Origin of the sequence: Nocardioides sp. WS12, assembly GCF_014108865.1 — a bacterium.
Classification (GTDB): Bacteria; Actinomycetota; Actinomycetes; order Propionibacteriales; family Nocardioidaceae; genus Nocardioides.
Genome location: NZ_CP053928.1, coordinates 3,446,387 through 3,468,104 on the forward strand (window position 1 = coordinate 3,446,387; position 21,718 = coordinate 3,468,104).

26 protein-coding genes are annotated in these 21,718 nt (G+C 69.9%); 6 read left to right on the forward strand and 20 right to left on the reverse strand.

Going from position 1 to position 21,718, the window contains the following annotated elements; translation table 11 throughout:
- The 4 genes from HRC28_RS16795 (at position 1) to HRC28_RS16810 (ending at position 2,619) form a co-directional block, all read left to right on the forward strand.
- Entirely contained in the window at positions 1 to 747 is a 747-nt protein-coding gene (locus tag HRC28_RS16795) for a phosphoadenylyl-sulfate reductase (protein ID WP_182376598.1), read from the forward strand.
- 37 nt (positions 748 to 784) lie between these two features.
- Positions 785 to 1,528: a sirohydrochlorin chelatase gene (locus HRC28_RS16800; protein ID WP_182376599.1), complete on the forward strand. Its 744-nt coding sequence runs from the start codon at positions 785 to 787 to the stop codon at positions 1,526 to 1,528.
- 46 nt (positions 1,529 to 1,574) lie between these two features.
- Complete coding sequence (locus tag HRC28_RS16805; RefSeq protein ID WP_182376600.1) at positions 1,575 to 2,054, forward strand: group II truncated hemoglobin; 480 nt, start codon at positions 1,575 to 1,577, stop codon at positions 2,052 to 2,054.
- Positions 2,055 to 2,145: 91 nt separating this feature from the next.
- Positions 2,146 to 2,619: a hypothetical protein gene (locus HRC28_RS16810; protein WP_182376601.1), complete on the forward strand. Its 474-nt coding sequence runs from the start codon at positions 2,146 to 2,148 to the stop codon at positions 2,617 to 2,619.
- A gap of 11 nt (positions 2,620 to 2,630) precedes the next feature.
- On the opposite strand, the gene HRC28_RS16815 is transcribed toward HRC28_RS16810, so the two are convergent.
- From HRC28_RS16815 to hutH, 18 genes are all read right to left on the reverse strand, one after another.
- Positions 2,631 to 3,119, reverse strand: a complete 489-nt coding sequence (locus HRC28_RS16815) for a hypothetical protein (protein ID WP_182376602.1) — start codon at positions 3,117 to 3,119, stop codon at positions 2,631 to 2,633.
- Complete coding sequence (locus HRC28_RS16820) at positions 3,116 to 3,397, reverse strand: hypothetical protein (RefSeq protein ID WP_182376603.1); 282 nt, start codon at positions 3,395 to 3,397, stop codon at positions 3,116 to 3,118. The genes HRC28_RS16815 and HRC28_RS16820 overlap by 4 nt, the downstream gene beginning before the upstream one ends.
- Before the next feature lie 107 nt (positions 3,398 to 3,504).
- Entirely contained in the window at positions 3,505 to 3,915 is a 411-nt protein-coding gene (locus HRC28_RS16825; RefSeq protein WP_182376604.1) for a DUF3037 domain-containing protein, read from the reverse strand.
- On the reverse strand, positions 3,912 to 4,688 hold the full coding sequence (locus tag HRC28_RS16830; protein WP_182376605.1) for a HipA family kinase: 777 nt from the start codon (positions 4,686 to 4,688) through the stop codon (positions 3,912 to 3,914). Before HRC28_RS16830 ends, HRC28_RS16825 begins: the two co-directional genes overlap by 4 nt.
- Positions 4,685 to 5,545 carry a PPK2 family polyphosphate kinase gene (locus tag HRC28_RS16835; protein WP_182376606.1) on the reverse strand — a complete coding sequence of 287 codons (861 nt, stop codon included), beginning with the start codon at positions 5,543 to 5,545 and terminating at the stop codon, positions 4,685 to 4,687. The genes HRC28_RS16830 and HRC28_RS16835 overlap by 4 nt, the downstream gene beginning before the upstream one ends.
- Before the next feature lie 9 nt (positions 5,546 to 5,554).
- A complete protein-coding gene (locus tag HRC28_RS16840; protein WP_237111539.1) occupies positions 5,555 to 6,067 on the reverse strand; it encodes a phosphoribosyltransferase in 513 nt (170 codons plus the stop codon).
- Positions 6,054 to 6,599, reverse strand: a complete 546-nt coding sequence (locus tag HRC28_RS16845) for a regulatory protein RecX (RefSeq protein WP_182376608.1) — start codon at positions 6,597 to 6,599, stop codon at positions 6,054 to 6,056. Before HRC28_RS16845 ends, HRC28_RS16840 begins: the two co-directional genes overlap by 14 nt.
- Positions 6,600 to 6,715: 116 nt before the next feature.
- Positions 6,716 to 7,762 carry a recombinase RecA gene (recA, locus tag HRC28_RS16850; RefSeq protein ID WP_182376609.1) on the reverse strand — a complete coding sequence of 349 codons (1,047 nt, stop codon included), beginning with the start codon at positions 7,760 to 7,762 and terminating at the stop codon, positions 6,716 to 6,718.
- A gap of 186 nt (positions 7,763 to 7,948) precedes the next feature.
- A complete protein-coding gene (locus tag HRC28_RS16855) occupies positions 7,949 to 9,232 on the reverse strand; it encodes an MFS transporter (protein ID WP_182376610.1) in 1,284 nt (427 codons plus the stop codon).
- On the reverse strand, positions 9,229 to 9,423 hold the full coding sequence (locus HRC28_RS16860; RefSeq protein ID WP_182376611.1) for a DUF3046 domain-containing protein: 195 nt from the start codon (positions 9,421 to 9,423) through the stop codon (positions 9,229 to 9,231). Before HRC28_RS16860 ends, HRC28_RS16855 begins: the two co-directional genes overlap by 4 nt.
- 7 nt (positions 9,424 to 9,430) lie before the next feature.
- Positions 9,431 to 9,973 carry a DinB family protein gene (locus HRC28_RS16865; RefSeq protein ID WP_182376612.1) on the reverse strand — a complete coding sequence of 181 codons (543 nt, stop codon included), beginning with the start codon at positions 9,971 to 9,973 and terminating at the stop codon, positions 9,431 to 9,433.
- A 74-nt stretch (positions 9,974 to 10,047) separates the two neighbouring features.
- Positions 10,048 to 11,010, reverse strand: coding sequence for a DUF389 domain-containing protein (locus HRC28_RS16870; protein ID WP_182376613.1), 963 nt, complete (start codon positions 11,008 to 11,010; stop codon positions 10,048 to 10,050).
- A gap of 21 nt (positions 11,011 to 11,031) precedes the next feature.
- Positions 11,032 to 11,595 carry a DM13 domain-containing protein gene (locus HRC28_RS16875; protein ID WP_202033096.1) on the reverse strand — a complete coding sequence of 188 codons (564 nt, stop codon included), beginning with the start codon at positions 11,593 to 11,595 and terminating at the stop codon, positions 11,032 to 11,034.
- A gap of 38 nt (positions 11,596 to 11,633) precedes the next feature.
- Complete coding sequence (gene hutI / locus HRC28_RS16880) at positions 11,634 to 12,785, reverse strand: imidazolonepropionase (protein ID WP_182376614.1); 1,152 nt, start codon at positions 12,783 to 12,785, stop codon at positions 11,634 to 11,636.
- 70 nt (positions 12,786 to 12,855) lie between these two features.
- A complete protein-coding gene (locus HRC28_RS16885) occupies positions 12,856 to 13,995 on the reverse strand; it encodes a formimidoylglutamate deiminase (RefSeq protein ID WP_182376615.1) in 1,140 nt (379 codons plus the stop codon).
- Positions 13,992 to 15,179: an allantoate amidohydrolase gene (locus tag HRC28_RS16890; protein WP_182376616.1), complete on the reverse strand. Its 1,188-nt coding sequence runs from the start codon at positions 15,177 to 15,179 to the stop codon at positions 13,992 to 13,994. Before HRC28_RS16890 ends, HRC28_RS16885 begins: the two co-directional genes overlap by 4 nt.
- Positions 15,179 to 16,837 (reverse strand): urocanate hydratase, encoded by a 1,659-nt coding sequence (gene hutU, locus HRC28_RS16895; RefSeq protein ID WP_182376617.1) that lies wholly within the window; start codon positions 16,835 to 16,837, stop codon positions 15,179 to 15,181. Before hutU ends, HRC28_RS16890 begins: the two co-directional genes overlap by 1 nt.
- Complete coding sequence (gene hutH / locus HRC28_RS16900) at positions 16,834 to 18,372, reverse strand: histidine ammonia-lyase (protein ID WP_182376618.1); 1,539 nt, start codon at positions 18,370 to 18,372, stop codon at positions 16,834 to 16,836. Before hutH ends, hutU begins: the two co-directional genes overlap by 4 nt.
- A 100-nt stretch (positions 18,373 to 18,472) precedes the next feature.
- Here hutH and HRC28_RS16905 point away from each other — a divergent pair, with 100 nt between their 5' ends.
- A complete protein-coding gene (locus HRC28_RS16905; RefSeq protein ID WP_182376619.1) occupies positions 18,473 to 19,222 on the forward strand; it encodes an IclR family transcriptional regulator in 750 nt (249 codons plus the stop codon).
- Between the two features lie 2 nt (positions 19,223 to 19,224).
- Here HRC28_RS16905 and HRC28_RS16910 read toward each other — a convergent pair whose 3' ends face one another.
- Positions 19,225 to 19,584, reverse strand: coding sequence for a VOC family protein (locus HRC28_RS16910; RefSeq protein WP_182376620.1), 360 nt, complete (start codon positions 19,582 to 19,584; stop codon positions 19,225 to 19,227).
- 60 nt (positions 19,585 to 19,644) lie between these two features.
- Between HRC28_RS16910 and HRC28_RS16915 the strand changes: the two genes are divergently transcribed.
- Complete coding sequence (locus tag HRC28_RS16915; RefSeq protein ID WP_182376621.1) at positions 19,645 to 20,283, forward strand: pentapeptide repeat-containing protein; 639 nt, start codon at positions 19,645 to 19,647, stop codon at positions 20,281 to 20,283.
- Here HRC28_RS16915 and HRC28_RS16920 read toward each other — a convergent pair.
- Positions 20,270 to 21,709 carry an N-6 DNA methylase gene (locus HRC28_RS16920; protein ID WP_202033097.1) on the reverse strand — a complete coding sequence of 480 codons (1,440 nt, stop codon included), beginning with the start codon at positions 21,707 to 21,709 and terminating at the stop codon, positions 20,270 to 20,272. The two genes, HRC28_RS16915 and HRC28_RS16920, sit on opposite strands and share 14 nt — an antisense overlap.
- Positions 21,710 to 21,718: the final 9 nt, after the last annotated feature.

Below are 21,718 nucleotides of genomic sequence, written 5' to 3' on the forward strand. Positions count from 1 at the left end.
ATGACCGCTCCGGCCACCGCCAGCGCGCGGGCCTTCCGTGGCGCCTCGACCGAGGGCCGCTCCCCTGAACAACTGCGCGAACTGGTGTCCCACTGGGGCGCCGAGCTCGAGCTCGCCCCGCCCGAGGTCATCATCGAGTGGGCCGCGGCGACGTTCGGCGACCGGTTCTGCATCACCTCCTCGATGGGTGACGCGGTGCTCGCGCACCTGGCCCAGAAGGTCGTGCCCAACGTCGACGTCGTCTTCCTCGACACCGGATACCACTTCGTCGAGACCATCGGCACCCGCGACGCGGTCGCCGCCACGATGAACGTCAACCTGCTCTCGATCACCCCCGTGCAGTCGGTGGCCGAGCAGGACGCCGAGTACGGCCCCGAGCTCTACAAGCGCGACCCTGACCTGTGCTGCGCATTGCGCAAGGTCAAGCCGCTCGCCGACTCCCTGGCCAACTACGACGCCTGGGCCACTGGCCTGCGCCGCGCCGAGACGCACAACCGCGTGATCGCACCGGTCATCGGCTGGGACGCCAAGAAGCAGAAGGTCAAGGTCTCCCCCATGGCCCGCTGGAGCGACGAGCAGGTAGAGCGCTACATCGCCGAGAACGGCGTGCTCGTCAACCCGCTCGTGTACGACGGCTACCCGTCCATCGGCTGCGCGCCCTGCACCCGGCGCGTCGCCCCCGGCGAGGACCCGCGCAGCGGGCGCTGGGCCGGCACCAACAAGACCGAATGCGGCATTCACTCATGAAGGCAGCACCCATGACAGCCGAGAAGGGAACCAACTGATGGCCGCTCCCGCCCTCATTGCCCTGGCCCACGGCAGTCGCGACCCTCGCTCTGCCGCGACTGTCACGGCGCTTGTCGACGCAACGAAGAAGTTGCGCCCCGACCTGCGCATCGAACGCGCCTTCCTCGACCTGGCCAAGCCGAACTTCCACACCGTGGTCGACCGGCTGGTCAAGGCCGGGTTCGAAGAGATCGTCGTCGTGCCGTTGCTCCTCGTCGAGGCGTTCCACGCCCGCGTCGACGTGCCCTCGGTGATCGCCGAGGCCACCGCTCGCCACCCCGGTCTGCAGATCCGCGCGACCGAGGTGCTCGGCCTGGAGCCCCGCTTCCTCGAGGTGCTCGACGAACGACTCCGCGAAGCGCTCAAGGGCGCCCGGGTGCGTGAACTCGACGCCCTCGTCCTCGCTGCGGCTGGTTCCACGGACCCGCTGGCCAACCAGGCCGTCGCCCGTCTGGCCCGCCTCTGGGGCGCGCACCACAAGCTGCCCGTGACCGCTGCGTACGCGTCCAGCGCTCCGCCGGCCACGGGTGAAGCCGTGCGCCAGTTCCGGGCTGAGGGTCGCCGTCACATCGCCGTCGCGTCGCTGTTCCTGGCCCCTGGTGGCCTGCAGGACCGCGCCGCTGAACTGGCGATCGAGGCCGGTGCCGTTGCCGTGTCCGAGCCGCTGGGTGCCCACCCGGAGATCGCCCGGACCATCCTGGCCCGCTACGCCGTGGGTGCGGTCGAACTCGTACCCGTCTGACCCGAAATCAGGTGCGCCGGTCCCGCGAGTGCGGTGAACTGTCGTCATGGGTGGAGTCGATGAGCCGGGATTGCCGACGTTGTACGAATGGGCAGGCGGCCTGGCTCCGCTGCGCCTGATGATCGACAATTTCTACGACCGGGTCGAAGCCGACGCTGCCCTGTCGGGTTTCTTCCCGGGCGGAGTCTCGGAGCATCACCGGGCTCATGTCGCCGACTGGTGGGCCGAGGTGCTCGGCGGGCCGGCCACGTACACGGAGCAGCACGGCGGATACGAGTCCATGCTCAGGCACCATCTCGACCTGGCCATCACGCCGGCGCAACGGCATCGGTTCGCGAGCACGATGAGTCTCGCCGCCGACGATGCGGAGTTGCCCGCCGACCCGGAGTTCCGTGCGGCCATCATCGGATACCTCGAGTGGGGCACCCGCCTGGCCATGGAGAACTCCCAACCCGGGGCCGAACCGGTCGAGCACGCACCCACCCCGCGCTGGGGCTGGGGTGTGGCGCCGCCGTACCAGGGGTGACGGCGGTGCGATGGATGAAGAAGCCTGCGTCGAGCCTCGATCGTGGACGTTCCGTGGGCACGAGCGGCCCCGGACTGGCAGGCTCTGCGTCGTGTCTTCCCGCCTCGTCATCGGAGCCCTGCTCGTCGTACTCCTGAGCGCGTGTGGCGGCGAGGACGTTGCCCCGACCGTGCCGAAGCCGATCGGTGTCGCGGACGTGAGCAGCGCGACGCCGAGTCCTACGACGATCACCACCCCGACGCCGCCGGAGCCATCGGCCAGTTGCACTTGGCCCGACGAGGTGTCGGCGAACGGTTCCGGCTTCGTCGTCGAGCTCAACATCATGTCCGGCAACCCGAATCCGGCCTGGCGGCTGACCAAGGCCGAGGGTACGAAGTTGCGACTCCTGGTGGCCGGCCACCGGGAGGTGCTGGATCTCGACGGCCCCGACGAACTGGGCGGCTATGGGGTCACGGCTGACGGAGCCGCCGTCGAGTTCCTCGACCGGCGCGGTCTTCCCGAGCGGTTCTGGGTCCAGGGCGACAACGAGATCGCCGAGTTCCTCGGCGAGACGCTTCCCTGCTGATCGCGACGCGATCAGAAGGTCAGGTACACCAGCCCGAGACCGGCGCTGATCAGTACCACGATCGACAGCAACACCAGACCAGCGGTCACCATCAGGTCCAGCGCAACCTGGCCGGGCCTGGTGGGCGCCGTAGTCGGCCGGGTGCGCCACAGCAACGCGAGGACGATGGCCGAGGACCCCATGACAAGGGCGTCCGCGAGCAGCAACTGGCCCACGGGCATGACCAGCAGGATCAAGGGAAGCGGCAGGGCAGCCAGAACAATCGAGACAGCCGCGAGGGCCATCAGTGTCTTGCGGGCCGTCTCGTTGCCCGCCAGCGTCCCGACCGCGCAAGCGGCAGCGGCCGCGCCGCCCAGGGCCGCCACGTATCCGATCGTTCCGCCGTAGGCGATCGCCACGTAGAGGAACGTCGGGATCGCCACCGCCTCCACCACGAGGGTCAGGGTCACCGCGGCCCGGATCTGGGTGGGGACCTCGCGCTGGAGAAGAACCGTACTCACCAGAGGAGGCTAACAAGGAAAGCGAGAAGGGACCGAGTCAGGACTGGGCTCGGCAAGACTCTGCGCGTCTGGTCCTCGGCCCGGGCGGCTGTGCCAATCCGCACGCTGAGGTCGTCGAGTTCGTCGAGCATGTCCCCCACGCCCCAGACCTGATTGCGCTTGCGGTCGGTCAGCGGCCGAAGAACCTCTGCTTCGACGAGTGCGTCGACCGCGCGGTAGACGGCACTGGTCGTACCCCCCACCTTCAGTTCCGCCTCTGACGTCGTGAAGACCGGCATCAGGAGGAGCGCCTCCAGCAGCCGCTGTGTCGCGCTCCCCCTGCGACCTCGCCCGACCGCTTCGCGCCATCCCTCAGGAAACTCACACTTGCATCGGCCCGGAGCGGTCAGAGCACCAACGACTCCAGCAGGTGCTCGAGGGTGCGGGCGGGGTCGGCGCTCACGCCGCCGTGCACTGGTCCGGGCTGGATCACGGTGCTTCGCGGCGCCTTGAGGAAGCCGAACCGGGTGCTCGCATCGTCGCGGGACTCCCGGACGCCGTACGCCGTGGCGCGGACGCCCACGCCGAAGGCAGTGTGCGCCTCGCCGCGACAGACCCGGTCGATCATCGCGAGGGCCGCACGCACGGAGTCCAGGTCGATGCCCGGATCAAGTGCCCGGATCCGTTCCTCGTTGACGGCCGTCCGGACGCCCAGGAAGTTGTCGCTCGGGCAGTGCACGACGACGCCGACGTTGACGAACTCCTCGCGCTCGACGCGAGGAACGCAGCGCAACGTGACGTACTGGTAGGGCTTCATGCGGACTCCCCCGCACTCGGCAGCCAGGCGCGGCCGCCGTCACGACGGGCCCGCAGGAACGCCGCGTAGTGCGCGCGCACGGCAGTGGGGTCATCGGCGCCAGGCGTCGCCTCCAGCCAGTCGTCGCTGACGTCGGCGAGCACCGCATCGATCGCGTCGTCACTCAGTCGTTCCGCGAGTACGGCGTCCTGGGCCCGCGCCTCGGAGGCGTACTCGCGCAGGATGTGCTCCGAGGCGTCGTACGCCTGGCCCGCGAAGCGCGCCGGATCGCCGGGGCCACCGGACCACGAGTGGTGGAAGTAGAGCGAGGCGCCGTGGTCGATCGCGTGCAGGACACCGCGCCAGACCAGCAGGTTCGGGTTGCGCCAACTGCGGTCGACGTTGGCCGTGAACGCATCGAGCCAGAGCACCCGGCCGGCGAGGTCGCGATCCGGCTCGGAACCGGGGTCATAGCCGAAGGAGCCGGGCAGGAAGTCGATCCCGAGGTTCAGTCCGGCGCTCGCGTTGATCAGGTCCTGCACCTCCTCGTCGGCCTCGTACCGGGCGATGTCGGGGTCGAGGTCCAGGACGACCTGATCGGGCGTCGGGATCTCGAGTCGCCGAGCGAGGCCCGCGACGATCACCTCGGCGACGAGGACACGGAGTCCCTGGCCGGCGCCGCGGAACTTGCAGACGTAGGTGCCCAGGTCCTCGGCCTCGACGATCCCGGGCAGGCTGCCGCCTTCACGCAACGGCGTGACGTAGCGGGTGACCCGCACGGTCGGAAGGGTCACAGGGGCTTCTCATCGGCGAGGCGCTGCTTCTCGACAGCGACGTCGAAGTCCGCCTTCGGCCAGTCGAGGTCGAGGGACTTGAGGGCGTCCAGGAGCAGCGTGCCGATGGCGAGGTTGCGGTACCACTTCTTGTCCGCCGGGATCACGTGCCAGGGCGCGACCTCCGTGTTGGTCCGCTCGATCGCGATCTCGTAGGCCTCCCGGTAGGCCGGCCACTCGGCACGCTCGTCGAGGTCGCCCGGGTTGAACTTCCAGTGCTTGGCGGGATCCTCGAGGCGATCGAGCAGTCGCTGCTTCTGCTCCTCTGCCGAGATGTGCAACATGCACTTGATGATCGTGGTGCCGTTGGCGGCGAGGTCCGCTTCCCACGCGTTGATGGCGCCGTAGCGTCGCTCGATCTCGTCCGGCTCGGCGAAGGAGCGGACCCGGGCGATCAGGACGTCCTCGTAGTGCGACCGGTCGAAGACACCGATGACGCCAACGGGCGGCAGGGCGTTGGTGATCCGCCACAGGAAGTCGTGGGCACGCTCTTCCTCGGTGGGCGCCTTGAACGACGTGATCCGGACGCCCTGCGGGTCAACGAGGCCGACGGTGGAACGCAGCGTCCCTCCCTTGCCGGAGGTGTCCATGCCCTGCAGCACCAGCAGGATGTTGCGCTTGCCCTCGGCCTTGCCGTCGGCCCACAGGCGCTCCTGCAGGTCGGCGAGCTCGGGACCCATGGCGATCAGGTCCTCAGCGCCGGTCGTCTTGTTGCCGTCGTAGCCGGGCGCAGCATCGGTGTCGATCGAGCCGAGGTCGACCGGACCGGGCGCGATCCGCAGGGAGGAGGTCCGGTCCGAAACCGGGAACGCTGTCATGGGGCGACCCTAATGCGCCTTGCCGCCCTGGCGGTTCACGAGCGGCGGTGTCGATGACCAGGGGAAGTCAATCCAGGCGTCCGTACGACGCCACACGTATTCGGCGTTGATCACGGTCCACGGCTTCTCGTAGATCACGGCCGTGCGGGCTTCGGCGACATGGTCGGCGAAGAAGTCGCGCACCACCTCGAGGGTCTTGCCGGTGTCGGCGACGTCGTCGGCGATCAGCACCTTCATGCCGGTGAGGTCGATCGCGGCCGGGGTGGGCGGCAGCATCATGGGCACGTCGAGGCGCTGGTTGACGCCGGTGTAGAACTCGACGTTGACCGCCGACAGGTTCTTCACGTCCAGCGCATAGCCCAGCCCCATGGCGAGACCGAGGCCACCGCGGGCGATCGCGAGCACGATGTCGGGCTCGAAGCCGTCATCGACGACCTGTTGCGCAAGCTCACGGACGGCGGTGCCGAACAGGTCGTAGGTCAGGACCTCGCGAACGGGGGGCGGCGTCTCACTCGTCGTCACCCGACCATTCTGGGGCACCGAGCTCGCGCTTGACCACGGCATAGGCCAGACCGGGTGAGTACCCCTTGCGAGCGAGCATCCCCACCAGCCGCCGGGTGGCGACCTGGGTGTCGAGGCCGCGCATGCTGCGCAGCTTCTTGCGCACCAGGACGCCAGCCGCGTCCTCCTCGTCACCGGGGTCGACCTCGGCCAGCACCGTGCGGGCGGTCTCGTCGGCGATGCCCTTGCGGCGCAGCTCGGCGGCCAGGGCCGTTCGGGCGAGCCCGCGGGTGCGTTGCCGACTGTCGACCCAGGCGCGTGCGAACGCCTCGTCGTTGATCAGCCCGACCTCCTCGAACCGGTCGAGCAGCCTGCCCGCCACGTCCTCAGGGACGTTGCGACGGGCCAGCCGCTCCTCCAGTTCATGGCGGCTCCGAGCGGTGATGCTCAGCTGGTCGAGCAGGATCTTGCGCGCGACCGACTCGGGATCGGCGTCCTCGGTCCACCCGAGGTCGTCGGGCGGTTCAGCCCTGCGGTTGGGCCACTGCGCCATTGCCTACCTCCCAGAAGACGGTCCGGGGGTTTCGAGGCTCGTCGCTGGCGCTCCTCGCACCTCAACCACCGGTGCCGCTGGTTGAGGTGTGAGCGCAGCGAGCCTCGAAACCAGCGTCAGAAGGAATCCACACCGATGGGCTCGTCGGAGAGCGCGTCGTTGTCGACCGTCGGCGTCACACCCAGCGTCTCGAGGATTCGCTTCTCGAGCTCGTTGGCGAGGTCCGGGTTGTCCTTGAGGAAGGTCCGGGCGTTCTCCTTGCCCTGGCCGAGCTGGTCGCCTTCGTAGGTGTACCAGGCGCCGGCCTTGCGGACGAGACCCGCTTCGACACCGACGTCGATCAGGCCGCCCTCGCGGCTGATGCCCTTGCCGTACATGATGTCGAACTCGGCCTGCTTGAACGGCGGGGCGACCTTGTTCTTCACGACCTTGACGCGGGTCCGGTTGCCGACCATGTCGGTGCCGTCCTTGAGCGTCTCGATCCGACGGACGTCGAGGCGCACCGAGGAGTAGAACTTCAGCGCCCGACCACCCGTGGTGGTCTCGGGCGAGCCGAACATGACACCGATCTTCTCGCGGAGCTGGTTGATGAAGATCATCGTGGTGTTCGAGTTGTTGAGCGCACCGGTCATCTTGCGCAATGCCTGGCTCATCAGTCGCGCCTGGAGACCGACGTGGCTGTCACCCATCTCGCCCTCGATCTCGGCGCGCGGCACGAGCGCGGCCACCGAGTCGATGACGATCAGGTCGAGCGCGCCGGAGCGGATCAGCATGTCGGCGATCTCAAGCGCCTGCTCACCGGAGTCGGGCTGGGAGACCAGCAGGGAGTCGGTGTCGACGCCGAGCGCCTTGGCGTAATCGGGGTCGAGCGCGTGCTCGGCGTCGATGAAGGCCACGATGCCGCCGGCCGCCTGGGCGTTGGCCACCGCGTGCAGGGCGACCGTCGTCTTACCGCTGGACTCGGGACCGTAGATCTCCACGACCCGGCCGCGCGGCAGCCCGCCAATGCCCAGGGCCACGTCCAGCGCGATCGCGCCGGTGGGGATCACTTCGAGGGGCGCACGGGTGTCGTCACCGAGGCGCATCACCGAGCCCTTGCCGTAGTTCTTCTCGATGCTGAGCAGCGCTGCGTCGAGCGCCTTCATCCGGTCATCGCCAGCCATGTTGTTCGCTCCTGGTGTCGTGGTGAGGTCGGTACATCGGCGACGTTATGACGAGGTCCCGACACAGCCTGATCAGCCGGGTCGTGGGTGTGGACAAACACGTCTGTACGTCGTACCTGTGGACGGTTGGCGGTCGAGCCAGCGTCCAGTGGGACCAAACCTAGACGAACAGGTGTTCGAAGTGGTTCAGGCCGTCCGGCGTGTCGTCTCGAGTGCTGCGCGTGCTGAGGCGCCGAGCACGCCGACGACCAGCACGAGGCTCGCGAGCGCCAGCGTCGGGTAGTCACCGAGATCGACGATCACGCCCGCCAGCGCACCGGTGACAGCAGCGGTCAGGCCCATCACGAGGTCCGAAGTGCCCTGCACGTCGGTGCGTGCCTCGAGCGGTGCGTGCTCCGCCACGAGCGTCGACGCCGAGACCATCACCAGCGACCAACCAACGCCGAGCAGGAACAGCCCGGCGGTCACCTGCCACGACATGCCGGTGGGCGCCGAGGCGCACAACAGCAACGCGACGAGGAGCGTCACTCCCCCGGCGCCGAGCACTGCCGGTCGCCCGACGCGGTCGGCCAGGATCCCCACCAGCGGCGAGAACGCGAACATGCCGAGCACGTGGACACTGATCACGATGCCGATCACTTCGAGCCCCGAGCCGCCGTGCTCCATGTGCAGCGGGGTCATCACCATGACGCCGACCATGGTCGCGTGGGCCAGGGCGAGCGCCGCGATCGCGTAGGCGAGGATCGGTCGCTCCCTGATCGCCGTCATCGCGCGCCCCCACGACGAACGGCCACCGGCGACGCGTGGGGCGCGCCCTGCGGCGGCGTCGGCCTCGCCCTCGAGTTGCTGGGCGAGCAACAGCGGGTCGGGCCGCAGGAGCAGGCCGACGACCAGGGCGGCGAGCAGCATGCCCATCGCCCCGAGGGCGAAGGGTCCCGTCAGTTCGGGGATGTCGACGGCGTCCGCGAAGGCTCCCGCGGGACCGGTCAGGTTCGGTCCGGCGACCGCCCCGATGGTGGTCGCCCACACGACGAGCGACAAGGAGCGGGCCCGGGTCGCATCGGTCGCGAGGTCGGTGGCGGCGTAGCGCGCGGCACTGTTGGCCGCCGTACCAGCACCCAGGAGGACGGCTCCGACGAGCAGGACGAGCATCGACCCGACGACACCGGCGACGACGGCGAGCACTCCGCCGCAGGCGCCGATGAGGTAGCCGCTCATCAGACCGGTCCGCCGTCCGCGGCGCGCCATCAGCGGCGCCAGCAGGAACGAGATCACGGCCGCGCCGAGGACCTGCGCGGTCTGCGCGAGGCCGGACTGCGCCTCCGAACCGGACAGCTCGCGGGCGAGCAGGGAGGCGGTGGCGATGCCGATGGTGATGCCGACGGCACCGACCGCCTGGGTCAGGACCAGGACACGGACGGTACGACGCTGCGCGGCGACGACCGAGAGCGCAGAAGTCTCCGTGGTCACCGCTCGCTCGCCGGCAACTCGAGCTGCGCCCAGACCGCGCGCCACACCTGCTTGGGCTGGTCGCCCGCATCGATCGCCTCGCGAACCGTGCGGCCGCCGAGGCTCGCCATCACGAAGTGATCCGCCCAGACGTGCGCGTAGCCCGACCCGAGGTGGCGCTCCATCCGCTCCCAGAACTCCGTGTGCCGCACCCGTTCATCATCGCTGGTCGAGCCAGCGGACGTCCCATCGGTGATGGATCACGTCGTGCAGGTGATAGCGACCGAGCGTGTCCACGGTGAACACGCTGCCGTTGCTGCGGCGACCCGGGCGGTCCCAGGCGTCGGCCGTCACCGCGTCGTAGAGGACTGCCGTGGCCTCGGCTGCCGCCACCAGATCGGGTACGACGTCCGCCGGGTCCTGCAGGTCGTAGCGATCTGCAACGGCGGACTCGTCCTGGTCCCAGTTCGCGAAGACGGGGTCGTCGTCCGTGAGCATCTGCTCCAGTCGCCCGGCGAAGATCCGGTGCACGTCGCGGACGTGGCAGGCGTACTCGGTGGGCGACCAGACCGTCGGTTCAGGACGCTGCCGGGCTCGGGGGTCGCCGAGCGCCGCAGACCAGTGGGCGGCGTTCTCACGGATCGTCGTACCCATCGTCGATCGACCCACATCCGCAGCAACGAAGCCGCATTCGGCGCAGGCCTGGTCGAGCACCCAGGTCCAGTCCTTGGTGTCCGGCGGGGGCAACGGTGCGGTCGTCATGCGCCCATCCTCACGGCTGCGTCAGTACCGGCACGAGCGATATCCGGTCATCCTCCGTCGAGGGACTGCCAGTGTCAGGACTGGTGGTGCCGGCGCCGTGACACCTTCGCCCGCTTCGTGGACATCCGCGTCCACACCGACTGCTGGATGGCCAACGTCAACCACCCCGCGACCGCCATGCCCGCGATGTTGACCACCAGTTGCAGCGTGCTCCCCCAGATCTCGTCCGGGACACCGAAAGCCAGCCCCAGGGCGACATTGCCGGCCGCCGGGACCGTGGTCACCGAGATGAAGACGCCCGAGAGTCCGCCGACCTTCGCCGAGGTCAGCGAGAGGACACCGGCGGCCGCGGCCACGACGGCAACGATGAACGACCACTTGTCGGGCGTGTAGATGAAGGCCGTCGCGGGACGGGGCGCGGTCACCTGGTCGACCGTGACCCAGCCGAGACCGCGCGCCGCCAGCGCAGCGAGGGTCACGATGCCGATGGCGACGAGGAACCCGACCACCAGCGAGCGGGCTGCGAAGCCGAACAGCGCCGGGCGTCGTCGTACGAGGGCAAGGCCCAGGGCCGCGATCGGGATGAACTCCGGGCCGAGGACCATGGCGCCAATGACGAGGATCTGGGAATCGAGCACGATCGCAATGCTGGCGATCAGCGTCGCCAGGGTCATGAAGGTGAGATAGGTCCAGTTGAGCTCGGACTCCTCGTAGGCGCGCTGCGTGACCTCCGCCCACACCACCGAGTCCGCCGAGGATCCGGGGGTACGACGTTCCGCGTCGAACCCGCGTTGCGACGTCCACGTCGTGACGGGCTGGATGTGGATCGAGCCCTCGTGCTGCACGCCGAACGCCCGGAGCACCTCGACGATGTCGTTCGTGGCCTCGCGAGCGACGTCGGCCTCGATGAGGTCACCCTCGGGCACCAGCGCGGCGCCCTCGATGCAGGTCAGGCCACTGACGGCAGGGTCGTCCCGCAGCGTTGCGACGATGTCGGCGGTGAGGTCGCGGGGCGAGGTGATCCGCAGGTGTTGCACGAGGGTGAGTCTGCCGCAGAGTCAGGCGATGGCGGCGGTGCCGAACGCGACATTGAACTTGTCGCACCAGATCACGACGGACTTCATGCCTCCGAGGTCCGCATCGGCGGGGATCTCGTAGCGGGAACTGCCCTTGTTGCCCTTGAGTTCACCGAGCTTCACGTAGTCGCCGTCGTCGTAGTTGCTCCACGACCCGACGCATCCGTCGCAGTCGCCGCCGCTCTTCTGATCGGTGATCCACACATGCAGGTCCGGGCCGTTCGAGGTGTCGAGGCCGTCGAGCAGGACGAACCGGCTGCCGTCACTGCGACGGAAGATCCTTGCCTCCCCCGACGTGCCGTGCTCGGCGTCGATGAAGCTGCCCGAGGCAAGCTCAACGCGAGTCTTCGTGGTGCCCGACGGCTCCGGAACGGTCGTGTCGGAGATCCCGGCGCTGGCCGTGCCCACGACTTCACTGGCGTCAGCGCCGTCGTCGACCTCCTTGTCGATGAACAGCAGCCACGGCTGGAAGACCAGCGCGCCCGCCACGGCGAGGGCAAGGAACAACCCGCCCATCGTCAGCCAGATCCTGCGCTTGCGACTCATCCCACCTCCAGGGTCTCCTCCAGCCTAGCCGCGGAAGGTCAGGCTGAAACCCAGGTGCGGGCGACGATCGGGACCCCCGGTCGGTAGGCCAGGTGGACGTGACTCGGGGCGTCGAGGAGGACGAAGTCCGCCCGTGCTCCCGGCACGAGCGTTCCGATGTCGGACCGTCCCAGGGCAGCCGCACCACCGGCCGTCGCGGCCCACACGGCCTCGGCGGGCGTGAGCCCCATGTCGCGGACGGCGACGGCGATGCAGAACGGCAATGAACTCGTGTATGACGACCCGGGGTTGCAGTCGCTGGCCAGGGCCACCGTGACGCCGGCATCGACGAGCAACCGTGCGTCCGGATAGGGCTGGCGGGTGCTGAACTCCACGCCGGGCAGCAGGGTCGCGATCGTCCCGGAATCGCGGAGTGCATGGACGTCGTCGTCGCTGAGGAAAGTGCAATGGTCGACCGCCGCGAGACCGAGCTCCGCGGCGAGCTGGACGCCGGGGCCGGGGCCGAGCTGGTTGGCGTGCAGCCGACCGCGCAGCCCGAGCGCCGCGCCCGCGGAGAGGATCGTGCGGGCCTGGTCGGCATCGAATGCGCCGCGTTCGCAGAACACGTCGATCCAGCGGGAAAACGGCGCCGCGGCGGTGAGCATCGGACCGGTGACCAGCGCGACGTAGCCGGCCGGGTCGTCGGCGTACTCCGGCGGCACGACGTGGGCGCCGAGGAAGGTGGTCTCGGGCGTGAAGGCCTGCGCGATCCTCAGGGACCGGGCCTCGTCATCGACGGTGAGTCCGTAGCCGGACTTGATCTCGACGGTCGTGGTGCCCTGGCGGCGCATCTCGGCCACCAGCCGTGCAACGCCGGCCTCGAGGTCGGCATCGGAGGCGGCGCGCGTTGCCGCAACCGTGGTGCGGATCCCCCCGGCGGCGTACGACTCCCCCGCCATCCGGGCCTGGAACTCCCGGGCGCGGTCTCCGGCGAAGACGAGGTGGCTGTGGCTGTCGACGAAGCCGGGGATGACGGCTTTGCCGTCGGCATCGACGACGTCATCGGCGGCCGGTGCCTCCGACGCGTCGCCGATCCACCCGATGACGCCGTCCTCGATCACGACCGCCGCGTTCGTGCGCAGGCCGAGCAGGTCGTCGGCCGCGGGGTCGTTGGTGACGAGCTCACCGATGTTCGTGATCAGGGTGCTCATCTCGGGGTCCCCGCGAAGTTGTTCGCTGGAGGAGCGCAGCGGGGGAAGCGAAGAACTTCGCGGGGTGAGTTCATGACCACACCTTGTCGATTGCGGAGGCAAGGTCGCGGCCGACGCGCCCGTGGTCGCCGTCGAACACGACCCGGCCGTCGATGACGACCTCGGTGACGTCGGCGGAGGCCGCGGCGAACACGGCGGTGTGCACGTCGGCGCCGGTGCCCGCCGTACGGGGGCTGGTCGGGTCGAGCGTCACGATGCCGGCGTCGTCGAGCCCCAGGGAGGCGTGGCCGTTGACGGTCGCGCAGTCGAGCAGGGCCTGGGCAGACCAGTGGCCGCGGACGCCGGTCCGGAGGCGGTCGTGCATCTCGACGCCCCGCATCTCCTCGAAGAGGTCGACGACCGCGTGGCTGTCGGAGCCGAGGCAGATCCGGGCTCCGGCGGCACGCAGGTCGAGCGCCCGGCCGAGACCGTCTGCGAGGTCGCGCTCGGTGGTCGGGCACATGCAGACGAAGGCACCGGAGTCGCCGATGGTGCGGACGTCGGAGTCGGTCAGGTGGGTGGCGTGGACCAGCGTCGTGCGCGGCCCGAGAACACCCGCGTCGGCGAGCACCTCCGTCGGAGTCATTCCGTACGCCGCCCGGCAGGCGTCGTTCTCCGCCGGCTGCTCGGACAGGTGGACGTGCACCGGCCCGCCGGCCGCTCCGGCCACCACGGCGCTCATCTCGTCCCGCGGCACAGCCCGGACACTGTGGATCGCGGCACCGACCCGGTCATCGTCGAACGCGGCAACCCGCTCGGCCCAGGCCTCCGCAGTCCCGTCGCTGAACCGGCGTTGCACACCCTCGGCGGGCTGACCGATGCCGGCGGTGAGGTAACAGGTGTCGAGCAACCGGATCCTCATGCCGACGTCGTCCGCCGCCGCGATCAGCGCGCGACCCATCTCGTTGGGGTCGTCGTACGGCGTCCCGTCGGGCTGGTGGTGCAGGTAGTGGAACTCCCCCACCGCGCCGATCCCGCCCGCGAGCATCTCGGCGTAGGTGGCACGGGCGAGGTCGAAGTACAGGTCGGGCGTGAGGCGGTCGGCAAGGTCGTACATCTGCTCGCGCCAGGTCCAGAAGCTCCCCGTGCCCTGCTGGGTCCGGCCGCGCAGGGCGCGGTGGAAGGCGTGCGAGTGGGCGTTGGCCATGGCCGGCACCTGGAGGACGGTCATGTGACGAGTCCCGTCAGCGCGTCGGCCAGTGCGGTCACCCCGGCGAGGCAGTCGGCCGTCTCCGCGGTCTCCTCCGGCGAGTGCGAGACACCCGACGGGTTGCGGACGAACAGCATCGCGGAGCGGATGCCGGCGTCCTGCAGGATGCCGGCGTCGTGTCCCGCCTGCGTCGGCAGAACGGGAACGCCGGCGCCGATCAGGTCACGCAGGGCGGCGTCGAAGACGACCTCGCCGCTGATCGACTCCCGGGTGACGGTGACCTGGGTCCCGTCGCGTTCGGCCCGCTCGGAGGCCTGGCGCTCGATGGCCGCGGTCAACGTGGCCAGGGCAGGGCTGCTCTCCGCCCGCGCGTCGAGCCAGGCGGTGACGTGCGAGGGCACCGCGTTCGTACCGTTGGGGCGGACGTCGATCCGGCCGAACGTGGCCCGCTGTCCGGACAGTCGCGCCTGCTTATTGGCGGCCAGCGCCGTCATCGCGAACGTCAACATCGGGTCCGCGCGGTCCTCCATCCGCGTGGTGCCGGCGTGGTCGGCGCGGCCCGCGACGTCGTACCGCCAGCGACCATGGGGCCAGATCCCGCTCGCCACACCGACGGCGGTGTCGTGGTCGATCAGCGCGCGGCCCTGCTCGACATGGAGTTCGACGTAGGTGTCGACCCCCTCGAGGATCGTGGAGGTGCCGCCCTCGATCACGTCGCCGAGGCGTACGCCGTCGCGGTCGGTCAGTTCGCGTGCGTCGTCCCAGGACGCCGCACCCACGGCCAATCGGGAGCCGAGGCAAGCGCGCCCGAAGCGGGAGCCCTCCTCCTCGACGAAGGCCGCGACGCCGAGCGGTCGGGTCGGTACGACACCCCGCTCGCGCATCACGTCGACGGCCGCGAAGGCGGAGACGACACCGAGCGGGCCGTCGTACGCGCCGCCGTCGAGGACGGAGTCGAGGTGCGATCCGGTGAGGACGCTCTTCCCGGTGGTTGAGGTGCGAGCGGAGCGAGCCTCGAAACCCCACCAGGCGACCAGGTTGCCGAACGGGTCCTCCTCGATCTCCAGGTCCCGAGCCTTCGCTGCCTCGCGGAACCACGCGCGCAGCTCGAGCTCGGCGGACTCCCACGGCTGACGGAAGTAGCCACCGGAGGTGGACGAGCGGCCGACCGGGGAGAGATCGGTCCACATCTGCTCGAACGTCATCAACTCTCCTGCATCGGGATGCGAACGTCTCGCTCTGCAGCGACCTCGACCGCACGGTCGTAACCGGCGTCGACGTGACGGATCACGCCCATCCCCGGGTCATTGGTGAGCACGCGCTCGATCTTCTGCGCGGCGAGCTCGGTGCCGTCGGCGACACAGACCTGACCCGCATGGATCGAGCGTCCCATGCCGACGCCGCCGCCATGGTGGATCGACACCCACGACGCACCCGATGCAGTGTTGACCAGAGCGTTGAGCAGGGCCCAGTCAGCAATGGCGTCGGAGCCGTCGAGCATCGCCTCCGTCTCGCGGTACGGCGACGCGACCGACCCGCAGTCCAGGTGGTCGCGGCCGATCACCACGGGTGCCTTGAGTTCACCGGATGCGACCATCTCGTTGAACTTCAGGCCGGCGAGGTGGCGTTCGCCGTACCCGAGCCAGCAGATCCGCGCGGGCAGGCCCTGGAACGCGACGCGTTCGGAGGCCATGGTGATCCACTTGTGCAGGCGTGCGTTGTCGGGGAAGAGCTCGAGGATCGCCTTGTCCGTGGCGGCGATGTCGGCCGGGTCGCCGGAGAGCGCGGCCCAGCGGAACGGGCCCTTGCCCTCGCAGAACAGCGGCCGGATGTACGCCGGCACGAAGCCGGGGAACTCGAACGCGCGGTCGTAGCCGCCCTTGCGCGCTTCGTCGCGGATCGAGTTGCCGTAGTCGAAGACCTCGGCGCCGGCGTCCTGGAACTCGACCATCGCCCGCACGTGCGTGGCCATGGATTCCTGCGCCCGCTTGGTGAAACCGACCGGGTCGGCAGTGCGCTCGGCTTCCCAGTCCTCGAACGCGGTGCCGGCGGGAAGGTAGAACAACGGGTCGTGGGCCGACGTCTGGTCGGTGACGATGTCGATGGGCGCCTTCTGTTCCAGCAACAGCGGCACCATCTCGGCCGCGTTGCCGAGAACCCCGATGGACAGGGGCTTTCGGGCATCGCGCGCCTCGATCGCGAGGGCGACGGCTTCGTCCAGCGAGGACGCCTGGACGTCGAGGTACCTGTGCTCGATGCGCCGTTTGATCCGGGCGTCGTCGCACTCGATGCAGATCGCGACACCGTCGTTCATGGTGACCGCGAGCGGCTGGGCACCGCCCATGCCGCCGAGGCCGGCGGTCAGCGTGATCGTGCCGGCCAGCGTGCCGCCGTACTTCTTGTCGGCCACTGCAGCGAAGGTCTCGAACGTGCCCTGCAGGATGCCTTGCGTGCCGATGTAGATCCAGGACCCGGCGGTCATCTGGCCGTACATGGTCAGGCCGAGGTCCTCGAGCCGCCGGAACTCCTCCCAGTTGGCCCAGTCGCCCACCAGGTTGGAGTTCGCGATCAGCACGCGCGGGGCCCACTCGTGCGTGCGCATCACGCCGACCGGCTTGCCGCTCTGCACGAGCATCGTCTCGTCATCCTCGAGGTCACGCAGGGTGCGGACGAGGGCGTCGTACGCCTCCCAGTTGCGGGCGGCCTTACCCGTCCCGCCGTAGACGACGAGGTCCTCGGGGCGTTCGGCGTTCGCGGGATCGAGGTTGTTCATCAGCATCCGCAGCGGCGCCTCGGTCTGCCACGACTTCGCGGTCAGCTCGGTGCCGGTGGCGGCGTGGATGGGCAGGCGGGGGTTGGTCATGCGAGTTCTCCGATCACGTCGGCGACGGCCGCAGTCACCTTGCGGCCGAGGACGAGTTGGTAGGCGGATTCGATCTCGGGGGCGAGGAAGCGGTCCGTGCCCGGGCCGCGGACGCCGTGGTCACGGAACAGGGAGACGACGGCGCCCGTGGCCGGGCTGGGCTCGAGCGGTGCGCGCAGGTTGAGCGCCCGTGCGGCGGTCATCAACTCGACCGCCAGGACGCGGGTGAGGCCATCGACCGACCGGCGCAGCTTGCGGGCGGACGACCAACCCATCGAGACGTGGTCCTCCTGCATGGCACTCGACGGAATCGAGTCGACCGACGCCGGGGCGGCCAGTCGCTTGAGCTCGGAGACGATCGCGGCCTGGGTGTACTGCGCGATCATCAGTCCGGAGTCGACGCCCGGGTCGTCCGCCAGGAACGGCGGCAGCCCGTGGCTGCGGTTCTTGTCCAGGAACCGGTCGGTACGACGTTCCGCGATCGAGGCGACGTCGGCGGCGACGATCGCGAGGAAGTCGAGGACATAGGCGACGGGTGCGCCGTGGAAGTTGCCGTTGCTCTCGACGCGTCCGTCGAGCACGACGGGGTTGTCGATCGCGGACGCGAGCTCCCGCGAAGCGACGGTGGCGGCGTGGTCGACGGTGTCACGAGCGGCGCCGTGGACCTGCGGCGAGCAGCGCAGCGAGTAGGCGTCCTGGACGCGGTTGCAGTCCGGTCCGCGGTGCGAGGCGACAACGCCCGAGTCCTTCAGGAGAGCGGTGAGGTTGGCAGCGGAGAGCGCCTGGCCGGGGTGCGGCCGGATCGCCTGGAGTTCAGGGGCGAAGACGCGGTCGGTGCCGAGCTGGCCCTCGACGGACATGGCCGCAGAGACGTCGGCGACGCGGAGCAGGTCGGTGAGGTCGTCGATGGCGAGCACCAGCATGCCGAGCATGCCGTCGGTGCCGTTGATCAGCGCGAGGCCTTCCTTCTCCTGCAGGGCGACCGGGGTGAGGCCCGCGGCTGCCAGCGCTGTGGCTGCGTCGGTGAGATCACCCTCGGCGTTGCGCACCGGGCCTTCGCCCATCAGGGCCAGCGCACAGTGCGCGAGCGGCGCCAGGTCGCCGGAACAGCCGAGCGATCCGTACTCGTGGACCACGGGCGTGATGCCGTGCGTGAGGAGCCCGGCGAGCAGCTCGGCGGTCTCTCGTCGTACACCGGTGCGGCCAGTCGCCAGCGTCGAGAGGCGCAGCAACATCAACGCCCGGACGACCTCGCGCTCGACCTCGGGGCCACTGCCGGCCGCGTGCGAACGCACCAGCGAGCGCTGCAACTGGGCGCGCAGTTCGGGCGCGATGTGGCGGGTGGCGAGGGCGCCGAAGCCGGTCGAGACGCCGTACGACGGCGTGGGTGACGCCGCGAGGTCAACGATCACCGCCCGGGCCCGGTCGATCGCCGCCACCGATTCCTCGCTGAGCGCCACTGCCGCGCCGTGGCGAGCGACCGCCACCACGTCCTCGAACGAAACCGCACCTGTACCGACCGTCACCGTCTGCATGTCGCCATTCCACTCTCCCGGGGAGGCTCTGACCAGAGCCGAGCGGCATCGCGAGTCTGGGATACGAGACATTGGACCTTGGTCGTGGGACGCTCTCGACATGAGCCAGGTCCCTGCCGCCACCCGTGCGCTGCGCGTCCTGCGCTTCCTCGCCGCGCAACCGGAGCCGGTGGCCGTCGACCGGATCGCTCGCGAACTCGGGATCCCGCGCTCGACGACGTACCACCTGCTCCAGGCGATGGCGGCCGAAGGCTTCGTGGTGCATCTCGCCGACGACCGGCGGTTCGGACTCGGGGTGGCAGCGTTCGAGGTCGGCAGTGGCTACGCCCGACAGGCTCCGTTGCAACGGATCGCCCGTCGCCCCCTGGCCGCACTCGTCGACCGGACCGGCCACAGCGCACACCTCGCGGTGCCCCACGGGCGCGACGTGCTCTACGTCCTGGAGGAGCGCGCACCCGGCCGGCCGTCCCTCGTCACCGACGTGGGCGTCCGGTTGCCGTCACACCTGACCGCCAGCGGCCGGGCGATCCTCGCCCACCTGCCGGCCAGCCAGGTGCGCGCGCTCTATCCCGATCGCGAGGCCTTCGTCGACCGCACCGGCGTCGGCCCCGGCTCCCCCACTGCCCTGCGGGCGGTGCTCGCCGAGACCCGTCGCCGCGGCCACGCGATCGAGGACGGCGAGGTGACGGCCGGGCTGGCCAGCGTCGCTGCGGCCGTGCTCGATCACAACGGACTGCCGGTCGCGGGAGTCGCGATCACGTACCCGGTCGATGAAGCCGAACCGGAGCGGCTGGCTGCTGCCGTCGTAGCGACTGCCGCGACCCTCTCCCGCCGCCTCCACGGCCGCTGAGTTCAGCCGGGATTGCCGCCGAAGCCGATCTCGTTGCCGTCAGGGTCGAGGTAGATCACCTTGCGGGTGCCGCCCTCGTAGGTCTCCTCGTTGTCCGGCTCGATCCCGCGCGAGGCCATCGCGGCCACCCGCGCATCAAGGTCGTCGACGAACAGCGTCTGGACCGCGAACCCCGCGCGCTCGGGGCGCTGCTCCACCACCAGCCAGCGGTGGGGCGCCACCTCCCACACCCCCTCGGTCGGATGGGCGACGAAGGTCGGCGGCATGCCGAGCAGCGCCTCGTACCAGGGCAGCGCGGCGTCGTAGTCGCGCACGCAGATGCCGGCGAACAGTTCCAGTCCGTCGCCAAGGAATTCGGTCATGCTGGTGCCGACCTCGAGGTGGCCGGGGATTCATCGGTACTGCTCGTTAGAGTCCGCAGCGTGCTGGCACCGCAGATCGACCCCATCAGGCTCGGCTCGCTCTCGGAAGGGGATCTGCTCGACCTCACGAACGACGCCGACCTCGAATCGGTCCGGTACGCCGACCTGCGGGTCACCCGGCTGAAGCTGGGCGGAGCGCTCGTGACCACCTCGCGGTTCGAGGACGTCAACGCCGACGAGACGGACCTCAAGGGCGCCCGCCTGCACGAAGTCGAGCTCGACCGGGTCAACCTGCCGGTTGTCCGCGCTGCCCGGAGCCAATGGCGCGACGTGAAGGTCAACGGCCGCCTGGGGTCTCTCGAGGCCTACGAAGCGCAGTGGAAGTCGGTGCACTTCGTGGGCTGCAAGCTCAGCTTCGTCAACCTGCGCGGAGCAGAGCTGATGGACGTCGCCTTCACGGACTGCACGATCGACGAACTCGACCTGATCAGCGCGTCCGCGCGCCGGGTCCGGTTCGAGAACACCCGGATCGGCAGTCTCAACGTCCGTCAGGCCAAGCTCCAGGACGTCGACCTGCGCGGCGCCACCCTGACGTCGATCGACGGGCTGGCCGACTTGCGCGGCGCGACGATCAGCCACGAACAACTCGTCACGATCGCGCCGCTGCTCGCGGCCAGCATCGGCCTCAAGGTCGAGTAGCGCGCGCCAGCCACCAGGCCAACACCTCTTCCGTGCCGCCGTAGGCGGCGGTCATCACCTCTGCGACCTCAGCCAGGGCCGTGGGCCGGTCGCGGGAGTCTGCCGCCTGCGCCCGCTGGGCGAGCGTGGCGCCTTCCTTCCACGCGTCCGCGTCGACCGGCAACGGGAGCGCCGCCAACTGTCGCGCGCTGACCTTGACCGAACCGGGCGAGAGACCAGTGCCGAGATAGCGGGCCGCGGCGTGCGCGACGACCGGCGGCGCAAGGGTCAATGCCAGCAACCGCCACAAGTCGGCCGGGTCATGGGGTGCGACCGTCACGACGGGCACGGACGGCAACCAGGTGCCATCTGCGTCCGCAGCGGCCTCGATCACCCGGCCCTGCCCGGCCACCAGCAACTTGGGCACCAGACGCGCGTCGGCCCAACCGGCCAGCTTGCCGTCGACGCGCAGCGCTGCGAGATCGACCGACGGGGCGTCGTACTGCTGACGCGCGAAGCGGGTCGTGGTCGTGCCCCAGCGCAGTTCGGCCGGGTCGATCAGGCCGCTGGTGATCAGGCGGGCGTCGCCGTCACGAAGCCCTTCGCGAACGAAGGGCTGCAGGCCGTAGTACTGGTCGCGGAAGTCGGCGGTGCAGGTGGCGAGGTCGCCGACCGTCCCGGCGCTCGTCGGCAGGGACGTCCTCGGGATCCCGAAGTACGACGCCGCGAGACTCCCCCAGTTGTCCGGCTCGAGCGACGAAGGAGTGCCCACCCGCACCACCGGCACGCAGGTCAGCACCGGCGTCCCGTCGAAGACCGGCCGATCCGAGCACCAGAAGTCGGTGACGTCTCCACGGGCGGCAACCGCCGCCCGGACCGGCCCGGCATCGCGCGTGGCGAGCACGGACAGCGGCTGCACCAGAGCGACCACTCCGCCCGGAGCAACCAAGTCGAGCGAGCGGTGCAGGAAGACCGCGCTCGTGTCGGTGTAGGCGCCGAGCCCGCGGCGGTCGGACTGGCCAGCCGTGTCCGTCCGCAACTGCCCGAGGAACGGCGGATTGCCGACGACCGCATCGAAGGTGCGTCCCTCCCAGGCGGTGAGTCCGTCGGCGACCATCACTCGCTGCGCGATCTCCTCGGGAGAGACGGACGGGTCCTCGGCATGCAACCGCTCCCGCGCGATCCGGACCGCCTCGGGATCGAGGTCGGATCCGTGGACCGCACGGACGCCGAGCCGCTGGGCCGCAGCGACGAGGAAGTGGCCGGTTCCGCAGGCCGGGTCGAGGACCGTTCCCTGTGCCGGCAGCGCATGGTCGAGCACCCACGCCACCAGGTGCGGCGGCGTGTAGAACGCGCCCTGCCTGCGCCGTTCAGCGGGCCGGTCGACCGCGAGTTCCTGCTCATAGGCTTGAGCGAGAACCGTCGTTCGCTCACGCTCGTCGACCACGAGCGCAGC

Excerpts from the sequence above, each read along its gene's own strand:
- HRC28_RS16795 (WP_182376598.1), top strand. The coding sequence starts at position 1 with ATGACCGCTCCGGCCACCGCCAGCGCGCGGGCCTTCCGTGGCGCCTCG.
- HRC28_RS16800 (WP_182376599.1), top strand. The coding sequence starts at position 785 with ATGGCCGCTCCCGCCCTCATTGCCCTGGCCCACGGCAGTCGCGACCCT.
- HRC28_RS16805 (WP_182376600.1), top strand. The coding sequence starts at position 1,575 with ATGGGTGGAGTCGATGAGCCGGGATTGCCGACGTTGTACGAATGGGCA.
- HRC28_RS16820 (WP_182376603.1), bottom strand. The coding sequence starts at position 3,397 with ATGCCGGTCTTCACGACGTCAGAGGCGGAACTGAAGGTGGGGGGTACG.
- HRC28_RS16825 (WP_182376604.1), bottom strand. The coding sequence starts at position 3,915 with ATGAAGCCCTACCAGTACGTCACGTTGCGCTGCGTTCCTCGCGTCGAG.
- HRC28_RS16835 (WP_182376606.1), bottom strand. The coding sequence starts at position 5,545 with ATGACAGCGTTCCCGGTTTCGGACCGGACCTCCTCCCTGCGGATCGCG.
- HRC28_RS16845 (WP_182376608.1), bottom strand. The coding sequence starts at position 6,599 with ATGGCGCAGTGGCCCAACCGCAGGGCTGAACCGCCCGACGACCTCGGG.
- recA (WP_182376609.1), bottom strand. The coding sequence starts at position 7,762 with ATGGCTGGCGATGACCGGATGAAGGCGCTCGACGCAGCGCTGCTCAGC.
- HRC28_RS16865 (WP_182376612.1), bottom strand. The coding sequence starts at position 9,973 with ATGACGACCGCACCGTTGCCCCCGCCGGACACCAAGGACTGGACCTGG.
- HRC28_RS16875 (WP_202033096.1), bottom strand. The coding sequence starts at position 11,595 with ATGAGTCGCAAGCGCAGGATCTGGCTGACGATGGGCGGGTTGTTCCTT.
- hutI (WP_182376614.1), bottom strand. The coding sequence starts at position 12,785 with ATGAGCACCCTGATCACGAACATCGGTGAGCTCGTCACCAACGACCCC.
- HRC28_RS16885 (WP_182376615.1), bottom strand. The coding sequence starts at position 13,995 with ATGACCGTCCTCCAGGTGCCGGCCATGGCCAACGCCCACTCGCACGCC.
- HRC28_RS16890 (WP_182376616.1), bottom strand. The coding sequence starts at position 15,179 with ATGACGTTCGAGCAGATGTGGACCGATCTCTCCCCGGTCGGCCGCTCG.
- hutU (WP_182376617.1), bottom strand. The coding sequence starts at position 16,837 with ATGACCAACCCCCGCCTGCCCATCCACGCCGCCACCGGCACCGAGCTG.
- hutH (WP_182376618.1), bottom strand. The coding sequence starts at position 18,372 with ATGCAGACGGTGACGGTCGGTACAGGTGCGGTTTCGTTCGAGGACGTG.
- HRC28_RS16905 (WP_182376619.1), top strand. The coding sequence starts at position 18,473 with ATGAGCCAGGTCCCTGCCGCCACCCGTGCGCTGCGCGTCCTGCGCTTC.
- HRC28_RS16910 (WP_182376620.1), bottom strand. The coding sequence starts at position 19,584 with ATGACCGAATTCCTTGGCGACGGACTGGAACTGTTCGCCGGCATCTGC.